At 48.2% G+C, this 15971-nt stretch carries 11 protein-coding genes; 10 read left to right on the forward strand and 1 reads right to left on the reverse strand.

Annotation, left to right across the window (positions count from 1 at the left end; all coding sequences use genetic code 11):
* The first annotated feature begins 2 nt into the window (after positions 1-2).
* Positions 3-1760 (forward strand): hypothetical protein, encoded by a 1758-nt coding sequence (locus tag PJDR2_RS10705; protein WP_015843698.1) that lies wholly within the window; start codon positions 3-5, stop codon positions 1758-1760.
* 61 nt (positions 1761-1821) lie between these two features.
* On the opposite strand, the gene PJDR2_RS10710 is transcribed toward PJDR2_RS10705, so the two are convergent.
* Positions 1822-6054 (reverse strand): DUF5057 domain-containing protein, encoded by a 4233-nt coding sequence (locus tag PJDR2_RS10710; RefSeq protein WP_015843699.1) that lies wholly within the window; start codon positions 6052-6054, stop codon positions 1822-1824.
* A 251-nt stretch (positions 6055-6305) separates the two neighbouring features.
* On the opposite strand from PJDR2_RS10710, the gene PJDR2_RS10715 reads away from it, so the two are divergent.
* From PJDR2_RS10715 to hemH, 9 genes are all read left to right on the forward strand, one after another.
* Positions 6306-7970 carry a GspE/PulE family protein gene (locus PJDR2_RS10715; protein WP_015843700.1) on the forward strand — a complete coding sequence of 555 codons (1665 nt, stop codon included), beginning with the start codon at positions 6306-6308 and terminating at the stop codon, positions 7968-7970.
* Positions 7971-8052: 82 nt separating this feature from the next.
* Positions 8053-9096 (forward strand): type IV pilus twitching motility protein PilT, encoded by a 1044-nt coding sequence (locus PJDR2_RS10720; RefSeq protein ID WP_015843701.1) that lies wholly within the window; start codon positions 8053-8055, stop codon positions 9094-9096.
* Entirely contained in the window at positions 9096-10304 is a 1209-nt protein-coding gene (locus tag PJDR2_RS10725; RefSeq protein ID WP_015843702.1) for a type II secretion system F family protein, read from the forward strand. The genes PJDR2_RS10720 and PJDR2_RS10725 overlap by 1 nt, the downstream gene beginning before the upstream one ends.
* A gap of 69 nt (positions 10305-10373) precedes the next feature.
* Positions 10374-10805, forward strand: a complete 432-nt coding sequence (locus PJDR2_RS10730; protein ID WP_015843703.1) for a type II secretion system protein — start codon at positions 10374-10376, stop codon at positions 10803-10805.
* Positions 10806-10876: 71 nt separating this feature from the next.
* Positions 10877-11632 carry a prepilin peptidase gene (locus PJDR2_RS10735; protein ID WP_015843704.1) on the forward strand — a complete coding sequence of 252 codons (756 nt, stop codon included), beginning with the start codon at positions 10877-10879 and terminating at the stop codon, positions 11630-11632.
* Positions 11633-11648: 16 nt separating this feature from the next.
* Positions 11649-13151 (forward strand): pilus assembly protein PilM, encoded by a 1503-nt coding sequence (gene pilM / locus PJDR2_RS10740; RefSeq protein ID WP_015843705.1) that lies wholly within the window; start codon positions 11649-11651, stop codon positions 13149-13151.
* A complete protein-coding gene (locus tag PJDR2_RS10745) occupies positions 13144-13743 on the forward strand; it encodes a GspMb/PilO family protein (protein WP_015843706.1) in 600 nt (199 codons plus the stop codon). The genes pilM and PJDR2_RS10745 overlap by 8 nt, the downstream gene beginning before the upstream one ends.
* Before the next feature lie 215 nt (positions 13744-13958).
* Complete coding sequence (gene hemE, locus PJDR2_RS10750; protein WP_015843707.1) at positions 13959-15029, forward strand: uroporphyrinogen decarboxylase; 1071 nt, start codon at positions 13959-13961, stop codon at positions 15027-15029.
* Position 15030: 1 nt separating this feature from the next.
* Complete coding sequence (gene hemH, locus PJDR2_RS10755) at positions 15031-15969, forward strand: ferrochelatase (protein WP_041614204.1); 939 nt, start codon at positions 15031-15033, stop codon at positions 15967-15969.
* The last annotated feature ends 2 nt before the right edge of the window (positions 15970-15971 follow it).

Consider the following 15971-nt stretch of genomic DNA (forward strand, 5'->3'; position numbering starts at 1 on the left):
GTATGGGAAGCGAGAAAGAGCGAGGTTACGCTCTGGTATTGGTTCTGTTTATGATCCTGCTGCTGACCATACTGGGAACGGCTGTCGTCAGTTCGACACTAGGCGGGGCAACACGGGCAGAGACACGTGAAAATGATGTGCAAAGCCTTCATCTGGCAGAGAAAACGTTAAATGAAGCTGCTTCTTATCTTGTCACGAAATATAACGGCAGGGAAGACATCGCGCCGGAAGAACTCTCTCAGCTGATGCAGTCCGGTATTGATGAGCTGCAACGGCTCGAGACAAGTACCGACCTGCCGGGAGCCAACGGAAAAATTACGGATGTAACAACGGAGCAGGTAAGCGTTGGCGATCAGACCAGCTATAAGCTCAACCTGACGGCAGAAGCGGTGGTTCACGGCGTAACAAGACGGCTTACCCAGCAGATTACGATTGGCGCTTATCCGGATTTCCTGAATTACGCCTTTGGTTCGGAGAACGATGTCATTATTAACGGTGCTGCTTACGGGATGGGCAATATTTATGCGGGTCATGATTTTCTTATCGATAACACCGCGAAATACGTTTATAACAATGACCCAGATAAAACAAAGGATACGAAATATCCGTTTTTTGATGGCAATATCTATATTCAAAATATGGACTCCATTAAAGTGTTGGACAAAATTACGGGGAAATATCAGCCGTACTCCAGAACAAATCTGACGCTACAGCAGATTCTTGGAGTGGATGATAACAAAATCCAGCTGCGCGACCAGAAAAAATTTATTTCGATTAACGTAGCGGAATCCTTTATTGATAAAGCGCAGGAAGCAACAAATATCACCGACCGCAATAGTATTAAAGCGGCTGTCGATTATGCATTGGCGCATAGCGGAGAAACGGGCCGGTTCAATAACCTGGCGGCTGTTTTGAAGAATGGCAGCGGCATAACGGTGACCTCAGGTCCTCCCGAAAAGCCAACTCTGCCTACGGATTTGGATGATACGGCAGCGATGGATACTTACAATAAAGCCTTAGCGGACTATGAAGCCTATTTTGTTCAATTCAATTCCCTATCAAACACGGTTCTATTTAATGGAGACTTGAAGCTGGATGGCTTGGATTACAAAAGCTTGATCTATACGGATACGGCCAAGAAGGACAACCATAAATGGCTGATCGTAAACGGGAATCTGACGATTTCGAATTATTCCAGCGATCCTCTGGTGGTTAAAGCCAATATTCTGGTGACCGGCAATGTCTTTATCAGCGACAGCGTTCAAGTCGATTCAACTATATTTACGCTCGGAAGTACAACCATTGAAGACGCGCAAATCAAAGGAATTAAAACCGACAAAGGGGAACGCAAACAGTTGATCATGATCTCGAAAGGACCGGTATTGGTTAATAAGGTTGATTCCTTCAACAATACATACGGCACGTATGACCCGAAAGACCAATCTAATCCCAATATTCTCGATGCTTTCTTTTATACCGATGAAGATGCGGAGTTGTATGGGGTCGGTTCAATCTTCTGGCTGCGGGGAGGTTTCTTCTCGAAGGGCGATTTAACGATTAATGCGGTGCTTGGCAAAGCCACTGATGGAGGTTCGGATATTATATTTGAGCAACAAAGCACTCTTGCCAAGGAAGATTCGCGATTCATCATTAACTATAACTACGATTTCTTCGAGAACCAATACGAAGGCTTGCCCCGTGTCAAAAAGCTAAGCGTTATTGTTGGGAAAAAGCAGCTCGCAGCCTCTAACGGTACATAGGACATCATACAAAGCAAAGGCCCCGCTCCTGTATAGGAGCGGGGCCTTTGCTGTTGCTGTATTAATATTTCTCGCCGCTGGAGGTGCTTCGTTCCACGATGATCGTTGTTTCGGCTTTGATGGACGGATCATTCGTATAAGAGACCGTAACCTTTACGGTGCCGGTTTTAACGCCGGTAACGCGGCCGCTGCTGTCTACCGATGCAATCGATGGATTGCTGGAAGTCCATTGCAGATTTCCTTTAATGTTGGTTTTGCCTGCGGCTGGACTGGAAGCAAGGGCAGTAAATAAATCCTTGGATTTGCCTACCTGGATCCGATAAGTCGTGTCGAGCCGGAGAGTTACCGGTTTGACGGTGACTTCCTGTTCGGCAGAGTAGACCTTTCCGTTCTTCGTATGAACCGTAACCTTGATTTTCACTTTACCTGCTTTTTTACCGGTAAAGGTCAACGATTTGCTTGTGGTGGAGCCTTTCAAGTCGGCCTGGCCTCCTGTATTGTCTGGGACTGTCCATTCATAAGAAGTAATCTCATCGCCAGATGCTGTTGGCAGGTTTACAGACAAGGTCCCGTCTGTTCCAAGCTCAATTGTGCTTGGTCCGGAAATGACAGGGATCGGATCAATAACCTTAATAACCGCGATTCCCGTCACTCCGCTGCCGTCCTGCGCCTGAGCCGTAATGGCAGCTTCCCCAACGCTAACAGCTGTAACAAGACCGGAGCTGTTGACGGTTGCTACGCTGGAATTGCTGCTTGGCAGCCAAGCAACCGATTTATCCGTTGCGTCCGTTGGACTTATGACAGGATTAAGCTGATAGGTGGAGCCAACGATCATAGTTGTGCCAGTCAGAGTAATGGAAGTTACCTTTTTAAACACGGTAATGCTCATTTCTTTTGTATACGTGCGATTCTGATCGGTTCCAACCGAAAGGCGGACGGTAGCATTACCTACGCTTTTGCCCGTAACAGAAACAGTGCTGTTTGTTGTTCCGTTTAAACTAATGTAACTCGAGCCGTCTTTAATACTCCATTGGTAGCTTGTAATCTTTTCATAATCCGCGGTATATAGGTTGGCCGACAGGTTAATGGAATCGCCTGATGCGACGCGGTCCTGACCGACAATGTTAAGACCAGGTACAATGGCGGTTACCGCTGCCGTTGCGGTTAATCCGCTGCCGTCCGTTGCTCTAGCGGTAATATGTGCTGTTCCCGCCGCTATACCTTTCATGATGCCCGAGCTGTCCACGGTTACGAGGTCCGGGCGATCCGATTCCCAAATATACGTTGAGCTATAAGTTGCATTAAGCGGCGCATAGGTTGGAATCATTCTCCGGCTGTCTCCAACAAGCAGTGTAGAATTGGTTAAGCTAAGCGAGGTTAATCTCGTAACCGCCTCTAGAACGTAACTAGGGAATGTCAAGGTTCTAGCGGACTGCTGGCCAATATCGTTAAAGGTTAGTGCCGCGTTTTGAAGCGGGTATAAGCCGTCAGCCGTTGGCTTCACTCCGATCTGGAAGGACACCGGCGAAGCGATATAACTGTTGCCGTTTAAGGTGTACGTAATGGTAGCGAGAGTTCCCGAAACGGTATACCCGGTTGCTGCCGTACCGGTTTTCGTCCAGCCTGACGGGAGACTGGTTACTTCCAGCTTTGCAGGCAAGGTTTCGCTGAATGCAATGTTCGTAATCTTCATCTTGTCAGCGGACAAGGCATCGCTTGACGGAATCGCCTTTGGCGTAACGGTATAAGTGAAAGTAGCCGTTGTATTCGTCTGTACCCGATTATCCGTTACATTGCTGGATACCGTACGGCTTAAATCGATATTGGATTCTACCTTTACGACCTTTACATTAATCGTTTGACTAACTTGAGCACCGCTCTTATCCTTTGCGATAATCTCGACCTTCAAGTCACCGCCGTTTGGAAGCGGGTTAGCAATCTGTTGGTTAATTGTACCGCCGGAGAGCATGGTTTTGTCTTTGAAAATCTCGTGAGATTGACCGCCGTAAATAAAGTTTACGGTTGTTTTCAACTCACGGTCCGCAAGGTCAAAGTCATCGACCTGATAGTTCAGCAAAATATTTTGATAGGACGGAATAAAATTATTGCTTGCCGAATTGTACTCTATCGGCGAGTTAACCGTGAGTTGAGGAGCATGGTTAGAGCCGATATACGCCCGGTACATGGTATTGACAAACAACTGCTGCTCCCAGTCCGGAAATTTGGAGTTTGTATGCCCGGAACCGGAGTACGTTACATTCCCTTTGGAATAAGTGTAGTAGGAGTTCCAGCTGTCGCCGGAAGTCCGTTTGCCGCCGCTCATGTTATACCAAGGGATAACGGTCGCATCTTCCAAATCAAGCGTGTAATACTGGTTATGGGTAGTGGCTACATTCGTCGTATTACTTAACAGGAAAGGGAACTGCGTTAACAAGCCGTCATTCACTTTTTCGGTTGTAGTGGAGGACTCCGGTGCCCCGAGACCAAGGTCCGTTCGTGGAGCAATCTGACCGGTAATAGCCTGGAATTTATTCAGCCAGTTGCTGCTGTTCGAATTGCTGCTGTTATAAATCGTATCATGGGTAAACATGACGCTTTGCCCTGTGTTTTTGAAGGCGATTACGGCTGCCGCGGCATCGTCGTTAATTGGGGCGTTGTTGTTGTAGATATCGCCAAAGCCAAAGATCAGCATATCGTATTTGCCGTTTAAGGTTTTATAGCCCGTGCTGTTGAACGTGTTCATATTCATGACGTCAATGCTGATGCTATAAGCGTCTTTGGTATTGCCGGATGTCGGAACGAGATACGATGAACTCATGTTGTTCGTACTGTTTAATGTACTGGCATTGCTGTCGTTAGGCATAACTTGAAGAACCTTGATATTAATCTTCTGATCCTGGAAACGGTAAACCCCCGAAGCATAATCCTTCAGCTTGGTATTGAAATCCACCGCTTCAAGCCGCCAATATTGAATGCCGGAATAACCCTTAGGCAGCGTGTAAGAGATGGTTCCTGATGCACTATCTACCTGTTTGGCAGCTACCACCTGTTCAGCGCCAAAAGGAAGGGAACTATCCGTACTGATGTACAAATTAAGTTCGATATTTTTCTGGCTAATATCGCCTACGTTATCAATCGTGTAATTGAAGCTGACCGTGTTTCCTGCAATGTATTTATTCGCCTGATTAGCCGTATACTCGGTTGGCTTGCTTGTGACGGTTAGCTGTGGGCGAATATTGGCTTTCTCCAGCAGATTGGTCTTGCTCATAAAGTTCGCCGCGGAAGAGATGTTGGATGAATCCACGAAGATAGCGTTTGCCGTGCTTCCGTCTTTATAGGAAAGGAAGTTCTTCTTCAGCAATGCTTTGGAGCTAGAGCTTAAATCCGCCTGATACTCGATGCCATTTTTCGTGGAAGAATCGTTGTAAAAGATAACCGGTAGACCTTTATTAATGAAATCAATCGTAATCTCGGTAGCCTTCAGCTGCGTGATATCGTTCTGAATACTGCTTGTGTTGTGGTTATTGCTTTGCGTTGAACTGCCTTGGGATTGCGCGCTAAGCAGGGACATGCTGTATGGCGTCTTTGCGTTGTTGTTTTTGTCAACCAAGGTGCCTTTTCCTATGTATACCGCATCGTATTTACCGTCCAAATCATCGCGGGATGCAACAAATTCCTTCATGCTGTATGTATCGACGGTAAACGGAACGGGGGAACTGCTGCCGAGTATGGAGGAGAGATCCGATGTTCCTGATTCGGTTACTTCCAGAATCCGAATGGAATCGCGGAAGGAGGAGAGCTTAAATTTCTGAGAGTTTTGAATTGTAGTAACGCTGCTTAGACGCAGATTATTATTTGATGAAGTTGTGCTCATATATCTGCTCTTGCCTAAAGAGTAGAAAGAAACGGTTCCGTCGGAGTTAGTTGTAATCGAAAATTTCTGGTTATCGTTCGTATTGGTATCGCTGCTTGCGGTCAGCGAGCTGTTGTTGCTGCCTACCGTTAGATATTTCCCCGTATTATTCGATTTCAAAGTGTAATAGCTGCCTGACTTAGCCAATACGAAAAGCTCTTCTGTCCACGCCTTATCCGAGTCGGCAACGGGAGTAGAGTTGTTTGACGTTACCCTCACGTATTTGCTTTTCTCGACCGATTTCAGCGCAACAAGCCCCAGGTCGAACGTATCCGCAGCTTCAGCCTGTTTCACCGGGAAGCCTATAAAAGCAAAAAGCGATGCCAGGAGAGTAACGGCTAAGGTAATGGAAATTCTTTTCTGAAAATCAACTAGTTTCATAGTCCTATCCTCCTATTTTTACATTCTCTTTACTTAGTTCCATGTGCCTAAAAAACTTCTTGAAATCTAGTAATAATGCGCTATAATCAGTTTAAGTCAGAGGGTCGATAGATGCAACAATTAATATAATAAATATTGCCAAAAATGGTTCCGTGGTCTAGAATTCTGGGTATAAAGGACCTAGTTTCGACTGATTTTATATCGCATTAATTTGCAAACGTGAAGATATAAGAGAATGGGGCTGTTAAGAGATGGTGGCTATTAAGAAGAGACTAGGAGATTTATTGGTCGAGAGCGCCATAATATCCGAGGAACAGCTGCAGAAGGCGCTGCTAGAGCAGAGCAAATCCAAACAGAAGCTAGGCGACTTGCTTATTGCGCAAGGATACATAACGGAGCAGCAACTCATTGAAGTGTTGGAATTCCAGCTTGGAATCCCGCATGTTAGCTTGTATAAATATCAGATTGATCCGGAAATCACCCAGATCATCCCCGAAAGCATGGCCAAACGCTACCAGGCGATACCGCTTCAGAAGGACGGCGGCAAGCTGATGGTGGCAATGGCAGATCCTCTCGATTATTTCGCGATTGAAGAGCTGCGCATGAGCACAGGCTTCCGAATCGAACCGGCTATTTCCAGCAAAGACGAATTGCAGCGGGCTATCGCAAGACATTACGGTCTGCAGGACTCCATGAGTCAAATGATGATTGATCTTCCGACACAGGAGGAGATCCGCGAGACTGAAATTACCGATGAAGATTCCCCCGTCGTACGGCTTGTGAACCAGATGATACAGCAGGCGGTACAGCTTAGAGCCTCTGACATACACGTTGACCCGGGTGAGACAAGCGTAACGATACGTTACCGGATTGACGGAGTGCTGCGCACGGAACGGGCTTTGCCTAAGCAGATGCAGGGCTTTATTACGGCAAGACTCAAAATCATGTCCAAATTAAATATCGCCGAGCGGAGGCTTCCGCAGGATGGCCGGATGAAGATGCAGTTCGAATTCAAGACGGTGGATATCCGCGTCGCTTCATTACCTACTATTCATGGCGAGAAGATCGTTCTCCGTCTGCTTGACCTAAGCACGGGAGTTAAAGCGGTTGACCAGCTTGGCTTCAACAACCATAACGTCCAAGTGTTTAAGGAAATGATTGAGCGGCCATACGGCATTCTGCTCATTACAGGTCCAACGGGCAGCGGCAAAACAACTACCTTGTATTCCGCGCTCAGCCACTTAAATGAAGAGGATACCAACATCATTACCGTCGAGGATCCGGTTGAGTATCAGCTCGATGGCATTAACCAGGTGCAGGTTAATCCGGCAATCGGATTAACTTTTGCGACCGGTCTACGCTCGATCCTTCGTCAGGATCCCAACGTCGTCATGGTCGGCGAGATCCGGGACACGGAAACCGCGGAGATTGCTATCCGCGCCTCCCTGACCGGTCACTTGGTATTGTCCACCTTGCATACGAATGATTCCGTCAGCTCGATTACGCGTTTCCGGGATATGGGGGTTGAGCCTTACCTAATCGCTTCATCGCTTATCGGAGTTGTCGCACAACGTCTTGTCCGCCGGATATGCAACGATTGCAGGGAAGCACAAGAGGCTACCGATCAGGAAAGATTGTTCTTAAGAAGCCGGGGGATTCAGTCGCAGACCGTTTACCGAGGCAGAGGCTGCGGGAACTGCGGCAGCACGGGTTATCGCGGCAGGGTGGCTATTCACGAGGTTTTACATATTAATAACGAGATTCGCGAGCTTATTACTTTAAACGGTTCGTTAAGCGAGCTTCGCGAGGCAGCAGCCAAGCAGGGGATGATCCAGCTGATGGACGACGGATTGGAAAAAGTTACACGCGGCATTACGACGCTGCAGGAAGTTCTCCGCGAAACCGTGGCCAATTAAGTTAATGCTTACGAAGCAAGAATCACCACATTAGCTTTTTTTTGCAATCCATTTATGTGGTCATTCTTTTAGGAGGACAGCCGTGTTTAACGAACTTATTCTGAATTGGCTAAAGCAAGCCTATGAGCTCCGGGCATCGGATTTGCATCTGTCGGTTGGCAATGTTCCCGTATTCCGGATTAATGGAGAACTCCATAAGATTGGTGATTCCGTCATTACTGCACAAGCTGCAGAAGCAATGGCCTTAAGTCTATTGTTAAGCGAGCAGACGGATAAGCTCCGCTTGAAGGGAGAGGTAGACTTTTCCCTCGCATTGCCTGGGTACTGCCGATTCCGGATCAATGTATACAAGCAAAAAGGATACATTAGCCTTGCCGCCAGAACGATCCCGACTCAAATCCCGACCTTTGAACACCTCCAGCTGCCACCGTCTTTGGCATCACTATCTGAGAAACATCAAGGGCTTATCTTGGTGACGGGACCAACGGGAAGCGGAAAATCCTCGACGCTTGCCGCCTTGATTGATCATATTAACCGGACGCAGGCGAGACATATCGTAACCCTAGAAGATCCTATTGAATTTATACATGCAAGTCATTCTTCCATCATTGATCAAAGAGAAGTTGGCCAGGATACAAGCAGCTTCTCGAGTGGCCTTCGCGCAGCGCTTCGGCAAGATCCCGACGTCATTCTGGTTGGCGAGATGCGTGATCTCGAGACGATTTCGGCGGCTATTACGGCAGCGGAGACCGGGCATCTAGTGCTGGCAACCTTACATACTTCCGATGCTCCGCAGACGATTGACCGGATCATTGACGCGTTCCCGGCCCATCAGCAAGGACAGATAAGGACTCAGCTTGCTGCCGTACTCGTTACCGTGGTTTCGCAGAGGCTGCTTCCGAAGCGGGGAGGAGCAGGCAGAGCATGTACAACAGAGATTCTGGTTAATACGCCTGCAGTCTCCAACCTGATCCGGACGGATAAGGTGCATCAGATTAAAAGCATCATGCAGACAAGCCGTGCCCAAGGCATGCACACGCTGGAAATGTCCGTGAAGGAACTGCTTCACTCCGGCATCATTCATCCATCTGCGGCTAAGCCGTATATGGCGGAAGGAGGTCTCTAATGCCGCAATTTGCCTATCATGTGAAGACAACCGGAGGCAAGCAGCTGCAAGGCAGGCTGAACTCCATGGACAAGTCGTCGGCGGTAGAGGAGCTGCGCAAGCGCGGGTTGACGGTACTGTCCGTAGAAGAGATACGCAAGAGTGTACTATCTACCGAGATTTACATTGGCAATCCGGTAAAAAGCATTCATTTTATCATTTTTTGCCGTCAATTCTCAACGCTAATCCGGGCAGGGGTAACGATTGTAGAAGCGACAAACATCCTTGCCGCGCAGACCGAAAGCAAACCGCTTAAGAAAGCGTTGGTCGATGTAAGCTCGGCTCTTCTAAGAGGTATTCCGTTCTCGCAGGCGGTTCAAGAGCACAAGCGGATTTTCCCGCCGTTATTTGTCAGCATGATCCGTGCCGGTGAAGAGACGGGGGATTTGGAAGGCACGCTTGACCGGTTAGCACTATTCTTCGAAAAAGCCCATACGACCAAAGAGAAAATCAAATCAGCAATGACCTATCCGGCGGTTGTAGGACTGATGTCCATAGCTTCCGTTATTTATTTGCTGCAAGGCGTTGTGCCGCAGTTCGTCACGATGTTTGAATCGTTTGATACCGAGCTTCCAGCTATAACGAAGATTGTATTGGCTTTGAGCAAAAGCATGTCCCATCAATGGTATTACTGGGTCATATCGCTAGTTGTCCTTATTGTGGCCTATCAGATATACAAACGTACGGAGCGGGGCCGATATGTGCTGGATTATGCCAAGCTGAGGGTGCCGATCTTCGGCAAGCTGGCCCAAAAAGGCGCAATTGCTCAAATGTCGAGAACGCTCTCCTCGCTGTATGCAAGTTCCGTGCCGGTGCTTCAATCTCTGACTATTGTGGAGGAGGTGGTAGGCAATAAAGTGATCGGCGGATACATAAGGAAATCAGGAGAGTCGTTGCGTCAGGGGAATTCCTTGTCGGAGCCTTTTAAGAAGGCATGGGTATTCCCTCCGCTTGTGACGCAGATGATTGCGGTTGGGGAAGAGACCGGTTCGCTTGATCAGATGCTGGCCAAAATCGCGGACTTTTACGAGATGGATGTCGACAACACGGTCGACCGTCTGAAGTCCTTGATCGAACCGCTGCTTATCGTTTTCCTTGCAGGGGTAGTCGGGCTGATCGTTATGGCGATTATTTTACCGATGTTCACCTTGTATTCCAGTGTCCAGTAATACCATGGGGTTTACAAGCAAGACAACATAGAAGAGACAAAAAGCCAAATATTTTAGGAGGAAACCAACATGTTGAAAAAAATGATGAAACGTCTGAAAAAAGAAGAAAAAGGCTTTACTCTGATCGAGCTCTTGGCTGTAATCGTTATTCTTGCTGTGATTGCTGTGATTGCGGTTCCTTTGATCGGTAACATTATTGGAAACACGAAGACTAAATCTGACTTGGCTACTGCCCGTCAAATCTATGATGCTGCACGTCTATGGGCTACAGATACAAATAATGGTGATTTGGGAACTACAGATATTAAACTCAGCACTTTACAAACTGGAGGATACTTAGATGCTCCACTTTATTTGCCAAGCACCAAGAACGCACTAGATCCAGAAACTACAATTATTGATGTAAGTAACAATGCTTCTGGAACTTATATTACACTATCTACTGGATCAGGTACTACGGATGACGTTCCATTTACTAAAGCTCAAATTTTAGCTCAATAGATTCTATTAATAATATTGGGGAGGTTCAATCCTCCCCAATAATCTTTAATAAACCGAAAGCGAACCCGCCTATGACCCTATTTCTCGTCATCTACTTGTTCATTTTAGGCTTAATAGTAGGATCCTTTTTTAACGTTGTTGGGCTAAGGATTCCGCTCAAGCTTTCTGTTGTATCGCCGCCATCGCAATGTCCGAAATGCGGGATGCGCCTTAAGCCGCGTGATTTGATGCCCGTTGCGAGCTACCTCTTGTCCCGTGGACGCTGCCGCCAGTGCGGCAAACGGATTTCTCCTGTATACCCGCTAGGGGAATTGGCGACCGGCTTTTTGTTTGCATGGATATATCTTACCTTCGGAAACAGCTGGAATACGGTAATTGGACTGCTCCTTGTCAGCATGTCGGTGATCCTTACCGTCTCCGATTTGAAATATATGCTTTTGCCTAATCGTATTTTGCTTTTCTTTGCTCCTTTATTTATTGCGCTTAGATGTTTGTTCCCGGTAGGCTCCATCTGGCTTCATATTGGAGGAGCGCTTGCCGGCGGCGGGGTTCTGCTGGCTGTTGTTATTCTTACAAGAGGCGGCATGGGGCTTGGCGATGTCAAGCTGCTCTTCCTGCTAGGCTGGATACTTGGGCTGCCGAATTTGATTCCCGCATTTATACTGTCCTGCTTCTTCGGAAGTACGGTAGGCGGATTGTTGATGCTGTTTAAGGTTGTGAAGAGAAAGCAGCCTATTCCGTTTGGCCCGTTTTTACTGCTTGGCGCTTTACTGTCCTTTGCTTATGGCGATGCGATGATTGATTTGTACCGTTCAATTCTAATGTAGTGGGATGTGAGAAAGAATGCTCGACAGCAGCAAGCGCGTTGGTCTAACGCTCGATCATGGCGGAGTACGCTACGCGAGAGTAAGGAAAAGGAAAAAGGGTTGGGAAATCGAGAAGACCGGCTTCCTGCCTTTTGCCGATGGAGTCATTCTTGAGGATCAATTCACGAACATGGAAGAGCTTCGCTCCAGTCTGAAGGATTGGGTGAAAAAAGAAAGGCTTAACGGCACTTCGATTACGTTGTCCATTCCGACATCGCAAATCATTATCCGGAAGCTTCAGATCGGGACCGTTAATACAAAAGAACTGGACCAGCTGATTAATCTCGAAGTCGAGACGGCGCTGCATCTTCCGTTTGAAGATCCGGTCTATGATTATATCGCTGCCGGCTCGGAGGAGCAGTCTACCAATGTACTCGTATATGCCTCGCCGCAAAGATGGCTAAAGCAATGCATCGAGCTGCTCGAGAGCACGGGGCTGAAGGTGAAATACGCCGAGCTGGCCTCGACGGCTTTTGCGAGGGCGATTCAAGCAAGGTACATAGACTCGCTTGACAATACGATGCTTATTCATCTGGATAAGGCGAATGTAGAAGTGTATATGTTCCACGAAGGTCATCCGGTCTTTATGCGGGTTATCAATGAATATGATTACAGCGGTTCCATAGACGGAACGTTCACTCCCGAACTGATTTCAAGCATTAATGCCGAGATTTCCAGGCTTCTCAGCTTCTATCAATATAGTATTCATGAAGGCAAGTCGCGAATAAATCAAGCTATTATTGCCGGTGAGCTGGCCGGGCGTACCCAGCTGGCAGCCGAACTGCAGCAGGCACAACCGGATATGAGAGTCGAGACCGTCGAGCTGGAATCGCCGCTTCGCAAGCGGGTTCGCAGGAAGCTTGATGAATATATGATTCCGTTTGGTCTTGCCATTCGCGAGAAAACGACTCCAGGCATTAATCTAATGCCGGAGAAGGCTAGAAAGACCAAGCCAATACCGGTCAAGCTGCTGGTTGCGGGCATTCTATGGCTGTTGTGCCTCGGAGCTATTCTTGCATTAAACACGAACAACAAGCTTCAAATCTCGGATTACGAGCATACCGTGCAAGTGATTAAAGATAAAACAGCTTTACTTCAGCAGCAATTGTCGACGCAAAATACGGAGGCGCAAGCGGATGCGGATCCGCAGGCTGTTGTGAAGTTTATTAATGCCAACAGGCAGGATGCCGTTGCCGTTCTGGATGAGTTAACGAATCATCTGCCCTACGGCTCCCGGCTTGCAACGATTGAATATAACAAGCCCGGAACGCTTTCCCTTACTTTCAAAAGCAATGATTTATCAGCGCTGTCTATGTACCTGACGAATCTTCGGGCAATGCCGTTTGCCCAGAAGGTTCATCTGCAGTCTTTTGCCGATAATAACGGGCTGTGGGTAGGAAGCTACGAGATTACCTGGAAAACAGCGACAACTTCAGATACTAAACAGGCCAGCGCGGGAGGGACGGGCAATAATGGATAATACCAAAAACCGCTCGCTTGGCCTTATCGTCATGATGCTGCTCTTCCTTGTCCTGCTCCTCTTGTACGCCGTATTGCTTCAGCCTTCAAGCAGCAAGCTGTCGGACCGGAAGAAGCTCGCGGAACAATCCGAATTGCAATATAATGCCCTTCAGGCCAGCGTGAATAAACAAGGGGAGGGGAGCGGCCTGGCGGAGCAGGATATTCAAGCCGCGCTTCCTCTTTGGGATAACTCGGAGCAGCTTGTTGTTACGCTCAAAAGCTTAAGTCTTCAGACCGGAGCAAAAATAAACAGCGCGACCGTTGATCTTCCCGACGAGAATAAGCTTAATGCTTTATCCGGCAGTGCCGATCCGTTATATCCAACCGTGAAGGAAGTTAATGTTCATGTCTCGCTGCTTGGTACATACGCACAGGTGAAAAGCTGGATGGCGCAGCTTCAGCAGCAAAAGCGTCTTATTGTCATTAACGACTTTACCCTGCAGCAAACCGACAGCGGAATGAATACGACGGAGCTGTCTTTTACCGCGTATTTTGACCCTTCCTACAAGTCATTGTTGAAGGACCCGATCTTGCCGGCGACAGCCGAATAAAAGGATAAACACAGCAGTGAAGGAGCCCCTGAGCGATAGGGAGAACCTCGCTGCTGTCTTCTTTTTTGACGGTTAATATTCATCGGTTCTTCATGCAGGGGTAGTTTGATTGTCATACTATTGTCATAGGAAGCAAGGCGAGAACGGTTGTTAGGGGTAACGAAAACGGGCATAATGGAAATTAGTGAAAAATTAAAGAAAAGAGGAACGGCAATATGAGCTATAACGACCGTTTCATTCGGGCATGCCGGAAGGAACTTGTAGACACTGTACCGGTCTGGTACATGCGTCAGGCAGGACGATATGATCCTGAATATCGCAAGATTAAAGAGAAATATTCTCTACTTGAAATTTGCAAGCAGCCAGAGCTAGCGGCAGAAGTTACGATGATGCCGGTACGCAAGCTAGGCGTAGATGCGGCTATTTTATATTCTGATATTATGAACCCGGTCGCTTCGATCGGGATTGATTTCGACATCGTTGCCAACATAGGACCGGTTATTCACAATCCGATTCGCACGGCAGCAGATGTGGAACGGTTAACGCCTATTGACGTAGAAGGCGATCTGGGCCATGTGCTCGAGACGATCCGCATCCTGGACAAAGAGCTGGAAGTGCCGTTGATTACATTCGCTGGCGCTCCGTTTACAATCGCAAGCTATTTGATCGAGGGCAAACCTTCTAAAAACTATTTGCGGACCAAAGCGCTTATGTATGGCGAGCCGAAGGTCTGGTTCAGCCTCATGGACAAGCTGGGCGACATGGTTATCGCTTATCTTCGGGCCCATATGGCAAGCGGCGGCAAGGCATTCCAGTTGTTCGACAGCTGGGTAGGGGCGCTTACGCCTGCCGATTTCAGCAAGTTTGTTCTGCCGACGATTGAGCGGATTTTTGCCGAGCTCTCGGATCTTCCGCAGCCGAAAATCTACTTCCCGGGCGTCAGCTCAGGGGAGCTTTTGCCGGAGCTGCGCAACTTGAAGGCTGATGTTATCGGCCTTGATTGGCGCGTATCGATTCCGGAAGGCCGCCGTCGTCTGGACGGCAAATATGCGGTACAGGGCAATCTGGATCCGGTCATTCTGACTGCGCCGATGAGCGTTATCGAATCGTATGCGGCAGAGATCATTGACCAGGGAATTCAGCAGCCCGGCTTTGTATTTAACCTTGGCCACGGTCTGTTCCCTGAAGCATCGCTGGAGAAATTAACAGAGTTAACGGCATTCATTCACTCCTATTCGGAGAAAGCTATCGCAGCGCGAGAGGGGAAGGAAACGAGCCATGTCTGAGATGAATAACAAGATTGGCGTCCTGGTGATGTCCTATGGCACACCGCAAAGCCTGGATGATGTTGAAGCTTATTACACCCATATCCGCCGGGGCCACGCGCCAACGCCGGAGCAGTTGAAAGAGCTAACCGACCGCTATGAGGCAATCGTTGGCGGCGTATTCCCGCTGCGCGAGAATACAAACGGACAAGTGGCAGGCTTGCAGGATAAGCTGGAGCAGCTCGCACCGGGCCGTTACGTTTGCTACCAGGGATTGAAGCATGCTGTTCCTTATATCGAAGACGGCGTGGAACAAATGGCACGCGACGGTATCAAAGAAGCAGTAGGGATTGTACTTGCGCCGCATTATTCGATCATGAGCGTAGGTTCTTATAACAAGCGCGCGCAAGAAAAAGCAGCCGAGCTAGGCATTAAGATGTCGTTCGTCAAAGAATACCATCTTCACCCGAAGCTGCTTCAAGCCTTGAACGAACGCGTAACGGACGGCTTGCAGCGTCTGTCGGAATCGTCCGGCAATGCAGCGCCGGTTAAAGTATTGTTCAGCGCGCATAGCCTCCCGGAAAAAATCCGCGAGATGGGCGATCCGTATGAGCATCAGCTGCTTGCTACCTCGGATGCGGTTGCGAAGCTGGCGAACGTGGATGCGCAGGATTGGCAGTTCACTTGGCAAAGCGCAGGCCGCACAAGAGAGCCTTGGCTTGGACCGGACATTTTGGATACGCTGAAGGTACTAACGGATGAAGGAATTAAAGCCGTCTTGGTTGCTCCGGTCGGATTTGTATCCGATCACCTGGAGGTCCTGTACGATCTGGATCTTGAGGCAAAGCAGTTTGCAGCCGAGCTGGGAATAACGCTTGAACGGATTACAATGTTGAATAAAGACCCTCTATATATGGAAACGTTAGCAGAATCGGTTATGAATGCCGGTTCTTTGGAATAGCG

It is taken from the genome of Paenibacillus sp. JDR-2 (assembly GCF_000023585.1).
Taxonomy (GTDB): Bacteria; Bacillota; Bacilli; order Paenibacillales; family Paenibacillaceae; genus Pristimantibacillus.